General features: G+C 52.3%; 16 protein-coding genes and 1 tRNA gene. 8 read left to right on the top strand and 9 right to left on the bottom strand.

Annotated elements, in window-relative coordinates:
* Positions 1 to 147: 147 nt before the first annotated feature.
* From PHV74_10130 to PHV74_10110, 5 genes are all read left to right on the top strand, one after another.
* Positions 148 to 966 carry a slipin family protein gene (locus PHV74_10130; protein MDD5094720.1) on the top strand — a complete coding sequence of 273 codons (819 nt, stop codon included), beginning with the start codon at positions 148 to 150 and terminating at the stop codon, positions 964 to 966.
* Positions 967 to 1,129: 163 nt separating this feature from the next.
* Complete coding sequence (gene metK, locus PHV74_10125) at positions 1,130 to 2,323, top strand: methionine adenosyltransferase (GenBank protein MDD5094719.1); 1,194 nt, start codon at positions 1,130 to 1,132, stop codon at positions 2,321 to 2,323.
* Positions 2,324 to 2,359: 36 nt separating this feature from the next.
* Positions 2,360 to 3,058, top strand: coding sequence for a metal-dependent hydrolase (locus PHV74_10120; GenBank protein MDD5094718.1), 699 nt, complete (start codon positions 2,360 to 2,362; stop codon positions 3,056 to 3,058).
* 70 nt (positions 3,059 to 3,128) lie between these two features.
* Positions 3,129 to 3,320 carry a hypothetical protein gene (locus PHV74_10115; protein MDD5094717.1) on the top strand — a complete coding sequence of 64 codons (192 nt, stop codon included), beginning with the start codon at positions 3,129 to 3,131 and terminating at the stop codon, positions 3,318 to 3,320.
* Positions 3,321 to 3,397: 77 nt separating this feature from the next.
* Positions 3,398 to 3,556, top strand: coding sequence for a hypothetical protein (locus PHV74_10110; GenBank protein ID MDD5094716.1), 159 nt, complete (start codon positions 3,398 to 3,400; stop codon positions 3,554 to 3,556).
* Between the two features lie 25 nt (positions 3,557 to 3,581).
* On the opposite strand, the gene PHV74_10105 is transcribed toward PHV74_10110, so the two are convergent.
* The 4 genes from PHV74_10105 to ybeY form a co-directional block, all read right to left on the bottom strand.
* Positions 3,582 to 4,577 (bottom strand): hypothetical protein, encoded by a 996-nt coding sequence (locus PHV74_10105; GenBank protein ID MDD5094715.1) that lies wholly within the window; start codon positions 4,575 to 4,577, stop codon positions 3,582 to 3,584.
* Positions 4,578 to 4,806: 229 nt separating this feature from the next.
* Positions 4,807 to 5,115: a YbaB/EbfC family nucleoid-associated protein gene (locus tag PHV74_10100; GenBank protein MDD5094714.1), complete on the bottom strand. Its 309-nt coding sequence runs from the start codon at positions 5,113 to 5,115 to the stop codon at positions 4,807 to 4,809.
* A gap of 6 nt (positions 5,116 to 5,121) precedes the next feature.
* Entirely contained in the window at positions 5,122 to 6,687 is a 1,566-nt protein-coding gene (dnaX, locus tag PHV74_10095) for a DNA polymerase III subunit gamma/tau (protein ID MDD5094713.1), read from the bottom strand.
* Positions 6,687 to 7,154, bottom strand: coding sequence for an rRNA maturation RNase YbeY (gene ybeY, locus PHV74_10090; GenBank protein MDD5094712.1), 468 nt, complete (start codon positions 7,152 to 7,154; stop codon positions 6,687 to 6,689). The genes dnaX and ybeY overlap by 1 nt, the downstream gene beginning before the upstream one ends.
* Before the next feature lie 445 nt (positions 7,155 to 7,599).
* Here ybeY and PHV74_10085 point away from each other — a divergent pair, with 445 nt between their 5' ends.
* Entirely contained in the window at positions 7,600 to 8,154 is a 555-nt protein-coding gene (locus PHV74_10085) for a SprT family zinc-dependent metalloprotease (protein ID MDD5094711.1), read from the top strand.
* Positions 8,155 to 8,255: 101 nt separating this feature from the next.
* Here the strand turns inward: PHV74_10085 and PHV74_10080 are convergent, their stop codons facing one another.
* The 5 genes from PHV74_10080 to PHV74_10060 form a co-directional block, all read right to left on the bottom strand.
* The gene (locus PHV74_10080) at positions 8,256 to 8,933 is read right to left on the bottom strand and encodes a hypothetical protein (GenBank protein MDD5094710.1); all 678 of its coding nucleotides are present in this window, start codon (positions 8,931 to 8,933) and stop codon (positions 8,256 to 8,258) included.
* A 122-nt stretch (positions 8,934 to 9,055) separates the two neighbouring features.
* Positions 9,056 to 10,402: an acetyl-CoA decarbonylase/synthase complex subunit gamma gene (gene acsC / locus PHV74_10075; GenBank protein MDD5094709.1), complete on the bottom strand. Its 1,347-nt coding sequence runs from the start codon at positions 10,400 to 10,402 to the stop codon at positions 9,056 to 9,058.
* Between the two features lie 13 nt (positions 10,403 to 10,415).
* The gene (locus tag PHV74_10070) at positions 10,416 to 11,354 is read right to left on the bottom strand and encodes an acetyl-CoA decarbonylase/synthase complex subunit delta (GenBank protein ID MDD5094708.1); all 939 of its coding nucleotides are present in this window, start codon (positions 11,352 to 11,354) and stop codon (positions 10,416 to 10,418) included.
* Between the two features lie 94 nt (positions 11,355 to 11,448).
* Positions 11,449 to 13,671, bottom strand: coding sequence for an acetyl-CoA decarbonylase/synthase complex subunit alpha/beta (acsB, locus tag PHV74_10065; protein ID MDD5094707.1), 2,223 nt, complete (start codon positions 13,669 to 13,671; stop codon positions 11,449 to 11,451).
* A gap of 34 nt (positions 13,672 to 13,705) precedes the next feature.
* Entirely contained in the window at positions 13,706 to 14,086 is a 381-nt protein-coding gene (locus PHV74_10060; GenBank protein MDD5094706.1) for a hypothetical protein, read from the bottom strand.
* 304 nt (positions 14,087 to 14,390) lie between these two features.
* Between PHV74_10060 and PHV74_10055 the strand changes: the two genes are divergently transcribed.
* Together PHV74_10055 and PHV74_10050 are read left to right on the top strand one after the other, a co-directional pair.
* Positions 14,391 to 14,469: transfer RNA gene (locus PHV74_10055), tRNA-Pro, on the top strand.
* A 264-nt stretch (positions 14,470 to 14,733) separates the two neighbouring features.
* On the top strand, positions 14,734 to 15,807 hold the full coding sequence (locus tag PHV74_10050; protein ID MDD5094705.1) for a hypothetical protein: 1,074 nt from the start codon (positions 14,734 to 14,736) through the stop codon (positions 15,805 to 15,807).
* Positions 15,808 to 16,138 lie beyond the last annotated feature (331 nt).

Genomic DNA, 16,138 nt, shown 5'->3' with positions numbered 1-16,138 from the left:
GGCTGTTCTCATGGAGGATTCTCCCCCTCAATCTGAATCTGAGTTGATTCTACCAGATACGTGGGGGTGAAGGCATTACAAAATCAGTCAAAGTCGAGGCTGAAATCAAAACTAAACAGCCTCAAGAAATATTAGGAGGTAGGTCAAATGGACACAGTTGCGGTGGTTGCCATAGTCATCTTCGTGGTGGTGCTGTTGATCGCCATTGCATCCATAAAAGTGGTGCAACAATATGAGCTGGGCGTGGTCTTTCGGCTGGGCAGGCTGGTAGGGACCAGAAAGCCCGGGCTTCGGATGATCATCCCCCTCGTCGACCGGATGAGGAAAATTGACACTCGCGTGGTTACCATAGATGTTCCTTCTCAGGAAGTGCTCACCAGAGATAACGTGACCACCAGAGTGAATGCAGTGGTATTCCTTCGGGTGATGGATGCCGAACGGGCGGTGATCGAAGTGCAGGATTTCAGGCTGGCGACCTATCAGATGTCGCAAACCACACTGCGCAGTGTACTGGGGCAGCACGACCTTGATGAATTGCTCACCAAACGGGATAAATTGAACCAGACCCTCAGGGAGATCATCGATGAAGCCACTGACCCCTGGGGAGTCAAGGTGAGCGCTGTTGAGATCAAAGATGTGGAGATCGATACGTCCATGAAGCGCTCGATGGCCGCTCAGGCAGAGGCGGAGCGGGTCAGAAGGGCAAAGGTCATCCACGCTGAAGGAGAATTTCAGGCGGCGCAGAAGCTGCTTGACGCAGCCAGATTGATTGCTCAAGAACCGGCGGCTTTGCAGTTGCGCTATCTCCAGACATTGACCGAGATCGCCACTGAGAAAACGAACACGCTGGTCTTTCCGTTGCCTCTGGACTTACTGAGGGCCTTCCAGAAAGGCGATAAGCGAAAGGAAGAGCGTGCTCCCCTGATGCAAAATCTCACTGAAGGGAGTGAGGGCCTGAGGAGCTAGCCGCTGTTTATGAGGCTGCCTCCTGTGGGATGACCCGAAAATTGGCTTGACTAAAGGTGACACTTGCGGTAAGTTAAGTGAAGTGTTGGGGACTCTCCCCACACTTGTATCATTCCTTTTGGAACTTGAGTTAAGGAGGCGATGAAAGTTGAGCCTGACGTTTATGAATTCCAAGTCGGCCCTGATGACCTCTGAATCGGTTACCGAAGGTCATCCGGATAAGCTCTGCGATAAGATTTCCGATGCCATTCTCGATGCCATTTTGGCTCAAGACCCGATGGCTAGAGTTGCCTGTGAAGTGATGGCAAATACCGGCATTGTGGTGGTGATGGGAGAAATCACCACCAGCTGTTATGTGGATATTCCCAAGGTCGTCCGTCAGACCGTCCGGGAGGTAGGCTATACCCGTGCGAAGTATGGTTTCGATTATGAAACCTGCGGCGTAATGGTCTCTGTCAAGGAACAGTCTCCCGATATCGCCCTGGGCGTTGACCAATCCTTCGAGGTCAAGGAGCACGAAGGGTGCAATGAAAAGGATACGCTGGGAGCGGGCGATCAGGGAATGATGGTAGGTTATGCGTGCAACGAGACACCTGAACTCATGCCCCTGCCGATTTCTCTGGCGCACAAGCTCACCAAGCAACTGGCCAAAGTTCGCAAGGATAAGACCCTGCCGTATCTCAGGCCGGATGGTAAGTCTCAAGTTACGGTGGAGTATGAATACGGCGTACCCAGGAAGGTGCCATCTATCGTTATTGCAGCTCAGCATGACAGCGTAATTGCTCTGGATGTCCTGAGGAAAGATATCATCGATAAAGTTATAAAGCCAATCGTTCCGGCTCGATTTCTGGACGATGAGACGAAGTATTATATCAATGCCACGGGAAGGTTTGTTGTCGGCGGACCGATGGGCGATTGCGGGCTCACCGGACGTAAGATCATCGTGGATACCTACGGTGGAATTGGCAGACACGGAGGCGGATGTTTCTCCGGCAAGGACCCTACAAAGGTGGATCGTTCCGGATCGTATATGGCCCGATATGTGGCCAAAAACGTGGTGGCGGCTGGCCTGGCTGACAGACTTGAACTTCAGGTCGCCTACTGCATCGGGGTGGCTCATCCCCTATCCATCTCGCCGGAGACCTTCGGCACAGCCAAAGTGAAAGAGGAGCTTATTCTCCAACTCATCCAGAAACACTTCGATTTCCGTCCCGGGGCCATTATCGAAACCCTGGGTTTGCGTCGGCCGATTTACAAAGCGACGGCGGCTTACGGACATTTTGGACGAACGGATATCGATGCTCCGTGGGAAAAGACGGACAAGGCTGCTATCCTTAGGGCTGAGGCTGGACTCTGAGTTCGGTATTTGATAGCAATTAGAGGAGGAACTAAATTGGCAGTCAAAGTGAAATGGTTAAGCCATGCCGCATTCATGATCACCTCACCTCAGGGCAAGGTGATCATCACCGACCCTTTTTTCGAAGGCAATCCGCTGTGCCCGATCAAGGTGGCAGATATCAAAGCGGCTGACCTGGTGTTGGTGAGCCATGATCATGCCGATCACGTAGGGAACGCTGTGGACATCGCCAAGAAGACGGGGGCGATTGTCTGTGCTGCCCCGGAGACGGGAGTGCGGCTTCAACAGGAGTTGGGTTTACCGGCGCAGAACGCTGCTTACGGCGCTGGGATAAACATCGGCGGCAGCATCGTAGTCAAGGGCGTAACGGTGACCATGACACAGGCCTTCCACTCCTCGCCAACGGGCTGTTGCGCCGGATATATCATCAAGCTGGAGGACGGAACCACCATCTACCATGCAGGGGATACCGGTATCTTCAGTTCGATGCAACTGCTGGGGGAAATGTATAAAATCGATCTGGCATTGCTGCCTATCGGGGGCGTTTATACCATGGATTCAGCCCAGGCAGCCAGGGCTTTGAAGCTGCTAGATGCCAAAGTGGCCATTCCGATGCATTTCAAGACATGGCCTTTGCTGGAACAGGACGCCAAGCGCTTTGTGGAACTGGCAAAGAAAGAGGCTCCCAAAACTAAGGTGGTTGTGTTGGAACCGGGGCAAGAGCATACTTTGTAGAAACAAACTTCGATGAAACCGTATACCGGACCCTTTTAGAAACCATTCACGTTGACCAAGGAGATAACAAATGTGGGTAGAAGTTAAGGTTGCGGCTAACCGGAATGTGGCCGAGATGTGGAAAGACCTTTTTGAAGGCAGAGGCGTTCCTACCAAGATTGTGCCCGCAGAAGGCTCGGTGGGCGATACAACTGCGGCTTATCGAGTCTATGTTCCCAGTGATAAGACGCATGTTATCGAAGGGATTTTGGGGAAGAGCTAAGAATTGCCGAGCCAATAATCAGGTTGTAACTTTGAGGCAAGAGAGAATTATTGTTGCAGTTGGAGCGGTGGTTGTGAATGGGAAGGGGGAGGTTCTGGCAGGGAAAATGGATTCACCCCGGCAACGAGCTTGATGCAGGGGAATCTATCGGGCATGGAGAGCAGCGCTGGATGATAGTTGGGATGAAGTTGCATGAAGACACTCAGAAACTGCTCAGGATAGCCTATATCACCTGAGGACGTGTCCTTATGTTCTTGGGTATTACCACAACTGTTTAAGATCGAGCCGAAGGTCTGTTGGATTCTTATAAATCTTTCCTTCTCGGTAGGGGACCGCTTTGAGGTTGATAGAGCCATCAGCCAGCTGGCCATAGATGACTTCCCCGGTGGTGGGTTCCAGATAAAACACTTCACCGTTGGCGTTAAAGACGTCAAGCCATGCATGGTTTGACTCGAGAAAGGTCTCGCCCACCCTGTTCCTGTTGCCCACGATGATGACAGATTTGATGTTTTCCGCCAATAGCATGTTCCACAGATCGACCGCCATATCGTTGCAGTCGAACGTGCCTTCGATATAAACATGCTTACTCTGATACCACTGCCCAATCTCCTCAACCTTGCTTTGTAACTCGTAATCCCGGTTCGCCCACTCGGTGCTCCGATAATCCGGGTTGTTCCATACTTGACTGGGAGGCATCTCGTGATCGGGGGCCGGTGTAAACTGTTTGTTGAGTCGGGCTATTTCGATGGTCAATTGATTCTTTTTGCTCTCTGCTTTGCCGATCTGCTCAGTTAACGTGATGTTGTTTGCTATGACATAATCCAGAGATGCCTTCAGAGTTGCGATATCGATCTGAAGTTGAGAAATCTGGCCGCTCAGCTTATTCTTTTCGGTGATCAGCGATGCCACCTGTTCCTTGAGCTGTGCTGCTTCCATGAGCGCTCCATCACAGCTGGCTTCTAGTAAGGTATGATAGTCCTGCTGAAGGGTCTCCAATTGGTTTGATACATTACCGTATAGCGTCAGGAGTGAATCGTAATCAGCCTGCTTCTGCTGTAAGCTTGATGTGAGCGAATCCGTCTTTTCTTGAAGGTTGGAGAGATCACCTGTGAGGGTGGCTACTTGTGCCTCCTGTTTATCGATATCATCATTCAAGGAACTTATATGACCGGATCGAATCGCATATCCGATGCCTGTTCCCACTATGATACTGATGATCAGGTAAAGGATGAGCACCCGATGAGAGATTCTTAGCATATCTGCCTCCTGGCGGTTGTGAGGCTAATGTTCTGAGGGGTGTCAGAGAACTGCATGCTATCGGACCTGCCTCTAAACCAATTGTGGCGCATCAGATTTGAATTTGTCTTGGGCATTTCGGTCTAGATTTCAAGGGGAGCCCAAAAGGCTTTCCCTGTATTTAAGACGTTACTAGTACCTATTCTGCTCACTTGCCTGATGGGGCGACAGACCCGATCTTTCTATAGGACTAAAACAGGCCGGGCATTTTCATTCCGCCTGTCACTGCCCCCAGTTGCTTGGCTGCCAGCGCCTTGGCCTTCTCCATGGCCTCATTGAGGGCTGCCAGGATCATATCTTCCAGGAGTTCCACGTCATTCGGATCAACTACCTCTGGGGATATCTTGATTGACTTGACTTCCTGCTGGCCGGTGACGACCACGGTGACTGCTCCTCCTCCAGAGCTGGCCTCGACCGTGGCTTTGGCTAAATCATCCTGAGTCTTCATCAATTTTGCCTGAAGTTCCTGGGCCTGTCTCAGCATCTTTTTGTCCATCATTTCTTGTTACTCCTCACTGATGATCCTGGCTCCGCGGCTGAGCGCTTCCTTGACCAGGGAACTTTCCCTGGGTGGCGGAGGCGCCGATCGCGCTTCCTTTCCGATGAGAACGCAGCGTATCTCATAGGGCATTCCGAACACTTTCTTGAGTATGGTCTCCAGTATTTTGCGGTTTTTGGGATTGTCGATCTGACTTCTGTTGAACTCGGCAGTAAAGCCAAGGGTCAAAATAGTACCGTCCAGAGCAATCGGCTTGCAGGCTCCGCGAAGCAGGGCATCCAGGTTGCCCTTGATGCCTTCCCGGCGACAGGCGTTAACGAAATCGCTCCAGTGTTGCTGAATATATTCGACATCAGGTGCGCCTTGGGCTAACGGATTTTCAGGGATGGCCGTGGCAATCGTTGGCTCAATCTCTTTCTTCAGCGTCTCAAGGGGGGGTAGTATTTCTTCACTTTTATCTTTGGGCTTAGGAATGGTTTTGACTGCTGTCTCTGCGGATTTTGGCAGGGCATGGTCGACCAGCGCTAGCTCCAGCGGCAGTGTAGATTGCGGGCTAAACCGAAAGTCCGCCTGGGCAAAGAGCTTTATCGCCTGCGATATCTCTTGTAAGGAGGCATTAGCGGAGATTTCTTTAGCCTCACCGATTTCCTCGCCGGACATGCCTGTTGACTCGCCCGCCCCGGCCTTGATGAGCAGCATCTGTCTGAGGTAATCGAGCAGTTCACGGTTGAAATGTCGCAGGTCCAAGCCATCGCCGGCCACGCTGTTTATCATCGCCAGCCCGCCGGCCATATCCCGGCTCAAAATGGCTCTTGCCAGCTCTTTTATGCGGGCGTCCCCTGTCAGTCCAAGCTCAGCTCGAACCTGTTGAAGTTCGATTCTGCGCCCGTGATAGACTACCATCTGTTCCAGCAGATTTTGGGCATCCCGGAGGCTGCCGGTCGCGCTTCTGGAGATGAGTGCCAGAGCTTTAGGATCGGCATCGATACCTTCCTGCCGACAAATATGCTCCAGCCTGCCGACCGTTGCCGACTGTGGAATACGGCGAAAATCAAACCTCTGGCAACGGGAAATAATGGTAGCGGGTACTTTGTGAACCTCGGTGGTAGCCAGAATGAAGATGACATGGGCCGGGGGTTCTTCCAACGTCTTGAGCAGGGCGTTGAAGGCCGAGTTGCTCAGCATATGCACTTCGTCGATAATATAGACCTTGTACTTGGCGATGTTTGGGGCGAAGTTGATTTTTTCCTTGAGATTGCGGATATCATCGACGCCGGTGTTGGAGGCCGCATCGATTTCGATTAAATCTATAGCACGCCCTTCAATAAACGCCTGGCACATGGCACACTTATTGCAGGGCTCGCCTGCTTCATTGTGCAGACAATTGACGGCTTTAGCCAGTATACGTCCGGTGCTGGTTTTGCCCGTCCCCCTTGGGCCAAAGAAGAGATATGCATGGGCTACCCTGCCGGTGATGAGGGCATTGAGCAGAGTCCTTGTGATTGGCTCTTGCCCCACAACATCGGCCAGCGTCTGGGGCCGCCATTTGCGATAGTACACTTGAGATGCCATCAGCTACACCCTAACTTTGCCAGAATAGCGGCTTCCTTAGTTTTCATTTCTCGTTCCTGTTCGGGCTGCGCGTGATCATGTCCGAGCAAATGGAGCACTCCATGGACCACCAGCAGGGCTAACTCGTCCTCGGGGGAGTGCGTTTGTTCCTCTGCCTGGCGGATCACCTGGGGGTAGGAGATAATCACCTCTCCCAGATGAGTGACACCATCGGGTGATGGAGGAAAAGGCGAATCCGCGCTGTCATCCCGGAAAGCAAAAGACAGTACATCAGTGGTTTCATCGAGCCCTCGATAGGTTCGATTCAGCTCGTGAACGGTTTGGTCATCGGTTATGAGTAGACTCAGTTCTGCAGGAAAGTCAATTTTCTCGGAGACGAGAGCGGCCTCAATTGCACGGCGAAGCCATATCTTTTTCACCTTGCCCCGGAACTGCTTATCGATTTGGATATCTACATTCCAGCCCAACGATTTGCCTCAATAGGACCATCATAGCAGGGGATAGCTGGAGGGTCAAGGAAACGCACTCCGGCTGAGTTTGGCGACCGGTCTATTTGAAAATCATGATTATGGTGAAAACAAGGCTCGGGCAAGGCACTCCATGATGACCGCCATGCCCGAGTTTGAAACCTGATACACCCTCAGATTGACATCCTTCACAGAGCCAAAGTTTCGAGCGCGTTTATCTTGAGAAGATAGGGTGATTTGGTATATAGGAGGTCGTTGATGTAGAGACTTTGTTCCACCTGCGGGCGTAATAATTGTTGTTCCGTAACCCCCCTGAGTGATTGATTCTGAAGCTTAGTGGGGCTTGACGGGCCAAACGATATCGGCATATGATCGTCACTGGGGAATCCCCTAAAAGCGGTCAGGCTTAGAGAGGGGGCGTCTCTCACAAGGGGGATTTCAACAGATGAGACAGATTGAAATAGAGGGTGTGGGCCCGGTGCTGCTGCAGCGTAGCGAAAGGGCCAGACGCTTGATTATATCGGTGAGACCCAGCAAAGGTGTTCGAGTGGCTGTTCCTCGGGGAGTCTCTTTCAGGGAGGCCGAGAATTTCGTCCATGTCAAAACCGACTGGATCCGAAAACACGTGCAGAAGGCGAAGCAGTCGGAGTGCGAACATGAATCGATGCCCTTGATTCCCATTGACGAATCAGCAGCCAGGAGAAAGCTGATAGGTAGATTGCAAGACTTGGCGAAGAAACACGGCTTTACTTACAACAAGGTATCGATTCGAAATCAGAGAACGAGGTGGGGGAGTTGCTCAACGAAGAACAACATCAGTTTGAACATGAAGTTGGCAGCACTTCCCGATGACTTAATGGATTATGTGATCTTGCACGAACTGGTTCATACCAGGGTGAAAAATCACAGCAAGGCCTTCTGGGAAGAATTGGACCGACACGTTGGGAACGCCAAGCAGAAGAGCGCCAGTCTAAGAGGATATCGGTTAAGCCTGCCTTGAGGAATGGGTGCGCCAAATCGATGGGGTGAAATCAGAAAGGGCAATGTCCAAACATTGCCCTTTCTGTGTAACTCGTCAGCCAAACTTGAGGAAGCAGTCGCCTATGGAAGGAGCAACTGGCCTCCGGGATAATCCACGAACACGCCGGGAGTTCCGGGACTCCAGTGATAGAGACTGTTCTCGACAAACGCTTGACATCGCACCCGGTACTGTTTGATGGTTTCGTCATACTCGGCGGTCACGGACATGATGTATCCTTCCTGCACGGCGGCCTTCTGGATTTTCACCGCAGTTCGGAATGCCTGTCCCGCTGTGGTGGGTGCTGGTTCCATGTGAGAAGATACCCAGCTTTCCAGCTCACTGACGGTGGTAAATTCTCTCAATGGAGTTAATGGGCATATGGTGGAGCGACAGGCATTCAACTGTTGCTGGAGCAAAATGATGGTTTGCTCGGGATACTCGAGAGCATCCAGTAGTGCTTGAAGATCGGCAATGGTCATGGTGGCGGTATTCAACTGTTGCTGGAGCAACATGGCGGTTTGCTCGGTAGCTTTGAGAGCATTCAGTTGTGCTTGAATATCTGCAATGGTCGCGTTGGCGGTATTCAGCTCCTGATCGCGTGTAATAAGGATTTGCTCATTGTCCACCAATTTTTGATTCGCCTGATCCAGGTCGCTCTTAACTTTGTTATACTTGTCTTTTGAGACCCCTGAGGAACATCCTGCCAGAGCCACAACCAATATCAGAATCAAAATAAGTCCCCATGCAGCCTTTCTCATTTTCTCTTCCTCCTATATGGATAATGCGCTCTCTGCCTGACGCGCGGCAATTTGTCTTATTATAAGTCCCAATCTGTGTCTTTGGCAATCATCCTTAAGGAACCTCTGCCGAGGGAAGAACTCTAGGTCCAGTTCTTTCTGAACCAGCCGCCGATATCCATGGCTTCCGCCGGGCCTACCAGTATCTTCCAGTCCGGGAGCTCATTTTCCAACTCTCCCTTGAGTATGGCTACCCTTCCGGGGAGGATCATCTTCCTGTGATTGATCTTGGACGGGGCATCTTGATCCATAACGGTCTTGGCGATCTTCTCGGCATCGAATTTTCCGGCCGACCAGGCGGTCAGAACGGAAAGCCCTTCTGTGTCGCAAACCATGAGCCATGAAGGAACACCGGATGCTTCAAGCTCGCCGGCGATGGTGAAATAGGTCAGTGAGAAATTAGTGGTGACGCAAAACGGGCTATCCGCCGTAGCATTGCCGATGGGATAAATCCCTGCTGCCATCTGAATCGGTTTCTGGGGATCGGTGTAGATGTTTAAACGCAATGTGATCAGCGGATAGATCATGGCCGGTGAGAAAGTATCGAGAACGATGATGCTGCCGTACTTGGCGATATAATGGGCTGCCAGAATTGCTTGCTCATCCAGTGAGGCGGCGCCTTCGCCGGGAAAGGTGATAGTGGGGAATCCCATAGGACGGAAGCCCTTTTTGATTGCCAGACGACGCATCTGTGTCAGAACCCGCAAAGAATCGCCAAGCCCTCTGGCGCCCGGATCCAGCATTAGGCTCTCTACCCCGGCACCAGCGGCCTTCTCTGAAAGCTCTGCCAATTCGTCCAATCCATTTCCTCGGATTCCCATTGCGACGCCGTGCTTCTTGGCCAGATCAATCATCTGGTCTATATTGTTCCTGTTCGCCCCATAGATGGCGGGTTTGGCATCGTGCACTCTGTCTAATGCAGTATTCATGGCGGCGGGATCAGTGCTCATCAGAATAAGCGGCAGATCCGTCTTATCCTTGATTATCTGGGCAACTGTTGCGAATCTGGCACCATCACCTGAATCGTTCTGGATGGCAATCCCATCAATGCCAAAGGTCATACCCACGCGCTCCACGGAATAACTTGTGGCTTCTTGGACTGCCTCAACGATGGTCGTATCGGGAGCGGTGTCTCTAATTCTCACCACTAGCGCTGCGGGGTGGAAGAATGTCTTCTCGTGGCGGAACATCATGGTTTCTCCGCCAACCTCCAGTTTTTTGGCCCCTGCGCCGATGGTCACCAGACGCATCGGTGGGCGAGAGGCTGCCTCCAATGAAACCCTGGCCTCATCGCTTACGTCGGGGCAAAGGGATAGCTCCGCCTGGCCTTGAGCCAGTTTCATGGCAAAAGCCAGACAGGTGGGGAGGCCGCATTTCTTACAGTTTGTCTTGGGGAGGACTTTGTAAATCTGAATGCCTGTTAATGCCATTGTTCCATCCTCCTTACGCGTTGAGCTTGCTGATGGTATTCTTGATGGCCTCTACCGCTTTCGGATGACACATCACAACCAGGTCAGAGCCAGCTTCAATTAATGCGGTGGCAGTGAGCTCTTCCCAGATCAATGCGCGCTCCTCAGACCTGCCCCAGGCAGATGGAACGCCATCAGCGGTTCTGGCCTCTTTTTGTCTCCAGGTCTCCGGTCCGGGATGGCTGATGATCGGCATCTGGCACATGCTGTCGTCCATCAGCGCAGCCAGCTTGAGACGCTCGATGATAGAGTAGGCATACTCAAGACCATATCCGAGTGCTCCGGTATCGGGGTCCATCAGAATGGATGAAAGCGGTACCCCTACATCGGCAACCAGTAAGTTGAGCTGTTTGGCCAGGTTGATATCCAGCGGGCTCTTGGCAATGGCGACATGGCCATCGGAAATACATACCGCAGCGCAGGTGCGATAGTTCTTCTCCTCACAAGGCCCCAGCGCAATCCGCTCTCCTTTTGCAGCCTCAGAGGCTGCCATCAGGACCAGGTTATCCTTCTCGGCTACGCCAGGGCCCATAACGATCAGCGGCAGATCAACTGCTGAAAGCACCTTTTGGACAGTTACTCTGGCCTCGGCGGCCCCTGTGTTGCCATTTTCGGGATGTGCGCTGGTAAGTCTCAAACAGATGATCTCGGCGCCAGCCTGGGCGGCCTTTTTTGCCCAGACAGCGGGGTCTTTCACCGCATCTCCCCACGCGGATCGCAGAAGAGTCGGGTACTGCGGCTCGCAGTCATGAATCTCGATGGCGACTCGCGTGGGATTGCCGGTACTGCCTTCAAATTTCAAGCCGGGAAGAGTGGCAGCCCCTCCGATGACGAGTTTTTTTCGGCCACCTCCGCCCAGTGTTACCTCCTGTATTTTGCCGGTCCATTTTTCTATGGGAATCTCAACTGTCATTGGGAACCTCCACAAATTCCTCTTCTTCGATGGAAGAAGGTTGGGATCCATCCTGAGCCTGATGAATAACGAGGGGGAAATCCGTTGGGCAAGCTTAAATCATAGGGTCCATCGATAGAGCCGGATGGCCTTGTCTTTCCAGGAAAGACATCAATCCATTGGCATCCGTAGCGATGCTACCATCGCAAATCTTGTCCATGAGATCAGGTTCTCCGGCAGCCTGGCAGGCTGCCTTCAGCTCCTGGGCGAACTCCTCTTTGAGGTTCTTGGATAGCCACACCAGCCGCTTGATTCCGCCATCCGCCGCGATGAATTTCTTGCTGGTCAGATAGGTCTTTCCATGCCCCATCATCCCGGGCGTCTGGTGGCCGCCGCCGATAATCGCCATAAGCTGGGTAAAAGTCATGCCGGAAGGGGTTTTGCCGTAGTCATCGCGGGAGACGACCATTACTCCATTGGCCTCCGGGACGATGGACATCACGCACTCACAGCAGCCGCATGTCGTCATCGGGGCATCCATCAGGGAATACAGCGTGAAGCGCCCGATAGCGCGCTGAGAGTTCTGGTAGACAAAGTCATTGACTCCTTGCCATTCGCCCTTGTCCTTGGAGAGAGCAGCGCCTTTCGTAATCGGCTGGTTTGCGCCGCTGGGACTAATCTCAAAAGCAGCCTTGCAGTCGAGCCAGCTATATGCACCGCACAGTCCCACGCGCTCCGGATTGATTACACACACATGGGTAGGGGCAAAGGATTGACATAGAGTGCAGCTATAATAGACGTCCACCGAGTCATCATTCAGATCGGCAATGCGTTCGTTACGCTCTCGATAAACCTGCCGGGCTTCTGCCATCAGCTCGACTACTTTATCTCGTTCAGTGTAGAAAGTCACCTGAACCTTATCCACGATGGTGCCGTAATGATTATGCAAATTGGCATGCAAGATTCGCCCGATGTCCTTTATTCTGAAACCTTTCTCGACGGCATTCTTGTGAATTCTGATCCATGTGATATCCCGCTGGCCCTGGTGCTGAACCCCTTCGGCGCCATTGACGAAATGGTGAATCTGGCGTTCCAGGACACCCTCGAAGTCTTTCTGCATCTTGCGTCCGGCCACGTCCACCACTATACCCAGGGGCATTTTGCCGCGGATATCGGTCGTATCAAGATCAGGCCCAATCAGTTCAAATTTCCCATCTTCGATCTCATCGATCTCCTTCATGCGCAACCATTCAAAACACGTGCCGCCTTTGCCTCCCATCTCAACCCGCAAGTCATTCTTTCTGACCACCTCACCTTCAAATGCAGGACCGTACGCAACGGGGATTGGCACTTTGGCAACCTTAATCTTGATGCCGCGGACTTCAATACATTTCTCCACCAGCCGCTCAACCCTCTCCATATCGTCCCTGCCCGGAATATCATCGAACGGCATGCTGACCACATGCTCATACTGGGTGACGCCGAAGGGCAAAACATTGGGGATCAGTGTATCGGCAATTACCGGAAATCCATAATTGAGGGCTCCGGCAGCAGTAGCATACTTGAGATCATCAACCGGGCCCAATGCCAGAGCAAAGGCAAAACACCGGAATTTATTATAGAGAAGGTTTCTTCGATAATCTCCCGGTTGATACCCGCCGAAGCTGATGGCCGCACGCGTGGCGTATCCCAGCGCATAAATAATCGACTCTGTATCGCTGCCGAGAGGAATAGTGTAGGTATCGTAACCTAGTTTTACGCCTTCCTCCAGCAATTGGTCCACCAAGGTTCTCCCATTCACATTCCCGGCCATGAACACGAGCAGGCCTTTCGATTGAAGTTCCCGGACGAGTTTCACGGCAACCTTATTATTTCTGGCTGGACCGAGAATGGCGGCAAAACCCGGCATAGTGCCATCAACCATAGCCACACCCCAGGAACGAACCTGCACATCGTCTATCGGGCCGTTCCAGCGATAGCCATTCCTTATCTCGGGCTGCTGGCCCTGTGCAAACTGGATTCCTTTTATCCCTTCTTCGGCGAACAGAGTGGCCATCCCTGCATCCAGCGTTTCCCCCAGGTAGGGCAGCCAGAGATTATCAGCTGGTGGGGGTGGGACAAGCGATTTTGCATGGTCCACTATCGCACCCAGGTCACTGACCTTTTCCACCTTGTGGCCAAGGAGTCCATAGATGACAGGCAGGTAATATACGGTGTTCGGGAATTTGATAGGATGGTCTCCACCCGGGTCCTTCAATGCATTGTTGTAAAGCTTTTCAAATCGATTAACGATCTCGCTGGTGCCTCGGATTGCTGACTTGGCAATAAATCTGGACATATATCTCTAAATTCCTTAATTCTGGACTTTCAGCCTAGTATTTGCGGAAATCACCGGTCATCTGGGCATCGATGGGATTGGTTGCGCTCATCCTTCTGGCCCTGAAAAACCCGGGGCTGGCCGACCTTTGATCGGGCTTTGCACTGGGCGGGTCGAATCCGATTGCCAGCAGGAGTTTGTTCACCTCATCAACCTTGGCATCATCTACATTCACCGCAACAAGTTTTCCACCGGCGGCAGTCCCAATCTTATAATAATCCAAAGCTTGTGGTGATAGGCAAGCATCCGCCAGCACCTTCTCGATATCCGTACTGCCATCGATAACCGTTGCCTTGTAGCCCAAGGCTTTCAGATCGATGATCGCTTGATTGAGATCATCAGGTCGATGAAAGAGCCTTGTTATCACCCTTGCCATAGTCTAAAGCCCCCTGTTGTTCAGAAGATACCGTTGACGAATAAGTTATTTTTATTATAATAGCCCTACGAGACTATTTTGGACATGGGAGTCCCAGAAGTCAACCCCACATCCGCCGTCTCAAACGTCGATTCCTGATCTTTGGGATGTTCATACGGGAACAATGCAGATGAATATTCAGAGGCTGTCATTGATGTGAACCTTCACCCATCCAGAGAGATGGGTTGGGGGCAGCAATGTGTAAGCACGAACTTGGCCAATGCTGAATTGCCTTAATCGCTCGTATTTGCTAATATGAAGTCTGCGGGGAGTAGCGCAGTTTGGTTTAGCGCGCGCGGTTTGGGACCGCGAGGTCGGAGGTTCAAATCCTCTCTCCCCGACCATCCTCTGGCTTTCAATTGCAAAGATGGGAGGCTTTAGCCGGATAGAGGAGTAATTGTACTGCTGCCATCCTATCCTCCCCCCCCCCCCCCACATTTTAGGGTAAGTATAACACCAATGATCTCCACCCCGACGTGGTCGTTTGGGATTCCCGTATTGTGGCGGCCAGAACATAACCTGCATTAGAACGTTATTCATTCCCGCTTTGAAGTGTGGTAAAATGGCGGGAGTATAGTGAGTTGGGCGTAAACGAAGGAGGCTACAGGATGTCGAGAATCGGAATCGCGGTCATGGTGTTGGCATTGGCAATGTTGCTGATTCTTCCTGCGGTGGGTGTGGCGCAGCCGATGGTGTGCGGCTTCTATGGCTCAGCCAGTATAGATGGGGTAAGTGTTTCTAGCGGCACAGCCGTGTCGGCCTGGATTGATGGGTTGCAGGTGGCGGTGGTCAACACGACTGGCTCAAATTACAATATGTATGTAGCCGGCAACTATGTCGGCAAGACAGTGTCTTTCAAAGTAGGGGCCTCTCAGGCTTTAGCTACTCAGACGTCTCTTTGGGAAGCAGGCGCCAATAAACCGCTTACGTTGACAGGAATGACGGCGCCAGCAGACCCTACCGGTATAACGCTCAATCCAACCCAGGGGACGGTCACCACGGTCTCAGGGAAAGGGTATACTCCGGGCTCAACAGTGAGTTTTGCATGGGGCGGTGCAGCGCTTGTGTCTGTTCCGGCAACAGTGACTGTCGGCTCTGGTGGGAAGTTCGAGGCAGTGATCATAGCGCCCACTTCCACATCCGGGACCTATGTCATTAAGGCGACTGACGCCGCCGGCAAGTGGTCGCAAGCGAGCTTCCAGGTGGTTGGAGCAGTCGTCGTGCCTGTTGGACCGCCGGAAATTGGCCTGAGCTCGACACAGGGAAACATGACCATCGTCTACGGAAGCGGGATGACGCCCAACTCAGCTATCAGCTTCAAATGGAACGCGCAGCCTCTGATAACATATCCGACCAACGTCACCGCAGGGGCGGATGGTACATTCTCAGCCTTGATCGTGGCGCCCACTGCCACGGCTGGCGAATACGTAATTTCTGCCACCGACTCTGCAAGCAAATCGGCCCAGGATACCTTCACTGTCGTGGCGCCGGCCAAAGGGGATAAGGGTGATAAAGGGGATGTAGGACCGGCAGGTGAGGTCGGAGCACCCGGCGCGGAAGGTGAGGAAGGCAGTTCAATCCTCAGTATTGCGGCGATTAGTGTTGCGGCGATAGCTCTGATACTTGCTATAATTGCGATCGCGAGAGGGGCGTTCGCGAGTAAACCTGAACAAAAGGTTTGACGCGAGAGGCCTTTGCTTTCAAGGGGTTTCCTCGGTATATCGAGGAAACCCCTTCTATTATCATCGCGTTCGCAGAGAAATCCCTCAGTTTGCGAGATATGTGAGAACCTCGGACGGCCGTCGTTCCGCTACAGAGAATAATACGGACCAGATTCCTGATGTCCGTGTCGATGCTGATATCGATCAGGTCCGCTGTATCATCGGGCAATAGCCCAACTTCCGCAGTTTAAGCTTCAAAACAGTTTCGCTCGAGTTTTCTTAGATTGGATAAATCCGAGAGGGGTCATCATGCGAAGCTGAGTGTTTTGAAAAACCCGATGTAGTACCAAAA

It is taken from the genome of Dehalococcoidia bacterium, from assembly GCA_028711995.1.
Classification (GTDB): domain Bacteria; phylum Chloroflexota; class Dehalococcoidia; order SZUA-161; family SpSt-899; genus JAQTRE01.
This window is presented reverse-complemented; position numbering and strand designations above follow the sequence as displayed.

Bases quoted from the DNA above. Each gene is read 5' to 3' on its own strand.
- PHV74_10130 (MDD5094720.1), top strand. From the start codon at position 148: ATGGACACAGTTGCGGTGGTTGCCATAGTCATCTTCGTGGTGGTGCTG.
- metK (MDD5094719.1), top strand. From the start codon at position 1,130: ATGAATTCCAAGTCGGCCCTGATGACCTCTGAATCGGTTACCGAAGGT.
- PHV74_10115 (MDD5094717.1), top strand. From the start codon at position 3,129: ATGTGGGTAGAAGTTAAGGTTGCGGCTAACCGGAATGTGGCCGAGATG.
- PHV74_10110 (MDD5094716.1), top strand. From the start codon at position 3,398: ATGGGAAGGGGGAGGTTCTGGCAGGGAAAATGGATTCACCCCGGCAAC.
- PHV74_10105 (MDD5094715.1), bottom strand. From the start codon at position 4,577: ATGCTAAGAATCTCTCATCGGGTGCTCATCCTTTACCTGATCATCAGT.
- PHV74_10100 (MDD5094714.1), bottom strand. From the start codon at position 5,115: ATGATGGACAAAAAGATGCTGAGACAGGCCCAGGAACTTCAGGCAAAA.
- dnaX (MDD5094713.1), bottom strand. From the start codon at position 6,687: ATGGCATCTCAAGTGTACTATCGCAAATGGCGGCCCCAGACGCTGGCC.
- PHV74_10085 (MDD5094711.1), top strand. From the start codon at position 7,600: ATGAGACAGATTGAAATAGAGGGTGTGGGCCCGGTGCTGCTGCAGCGT.
- PHV74_10080 (MDD5094710.1), bottom strand. From the start codon at position 8,933: ATGAGAAAGGCTGCATGGGGACTTATTTTGATTCTGATATTGGTTGTG.
- acsC (MDD5094709.1), bottom strand. From the start codon at position 10,402: ATGGCATTAACAGGCATTCAGATTTACAAAGTCCTCCCCAAGACAAAC.
- PHV74_10070 (MDD5094708.1), bottom strand. From the start codon at position 11,354: ATGACAGTTGAGATTCCCATAGAAAAATGGACCGGCAAAATACAGGAG.
- acsB (MDD5094707.1), bottom strand. From the start codon at position 13,671: ATGTCCAGATTTATTGCCAAGTCAGCAATCCGAGGCACCAGCGAGATC.
- PHV74_10060 (MDD5094706.1), bottom strand. From the start codon at position 14,086: ATGGCAAGGGTGATAACAAGGCTCTTTCATCGACCTGATGATCTCAAT.
- PHV74_10050 (MDD5094705.1), top strand. From the start codon at position 14,734: ATGTCGAGAATCGGAATCGCGGTCATGGTGTTGGCATTGGCAATGTTG.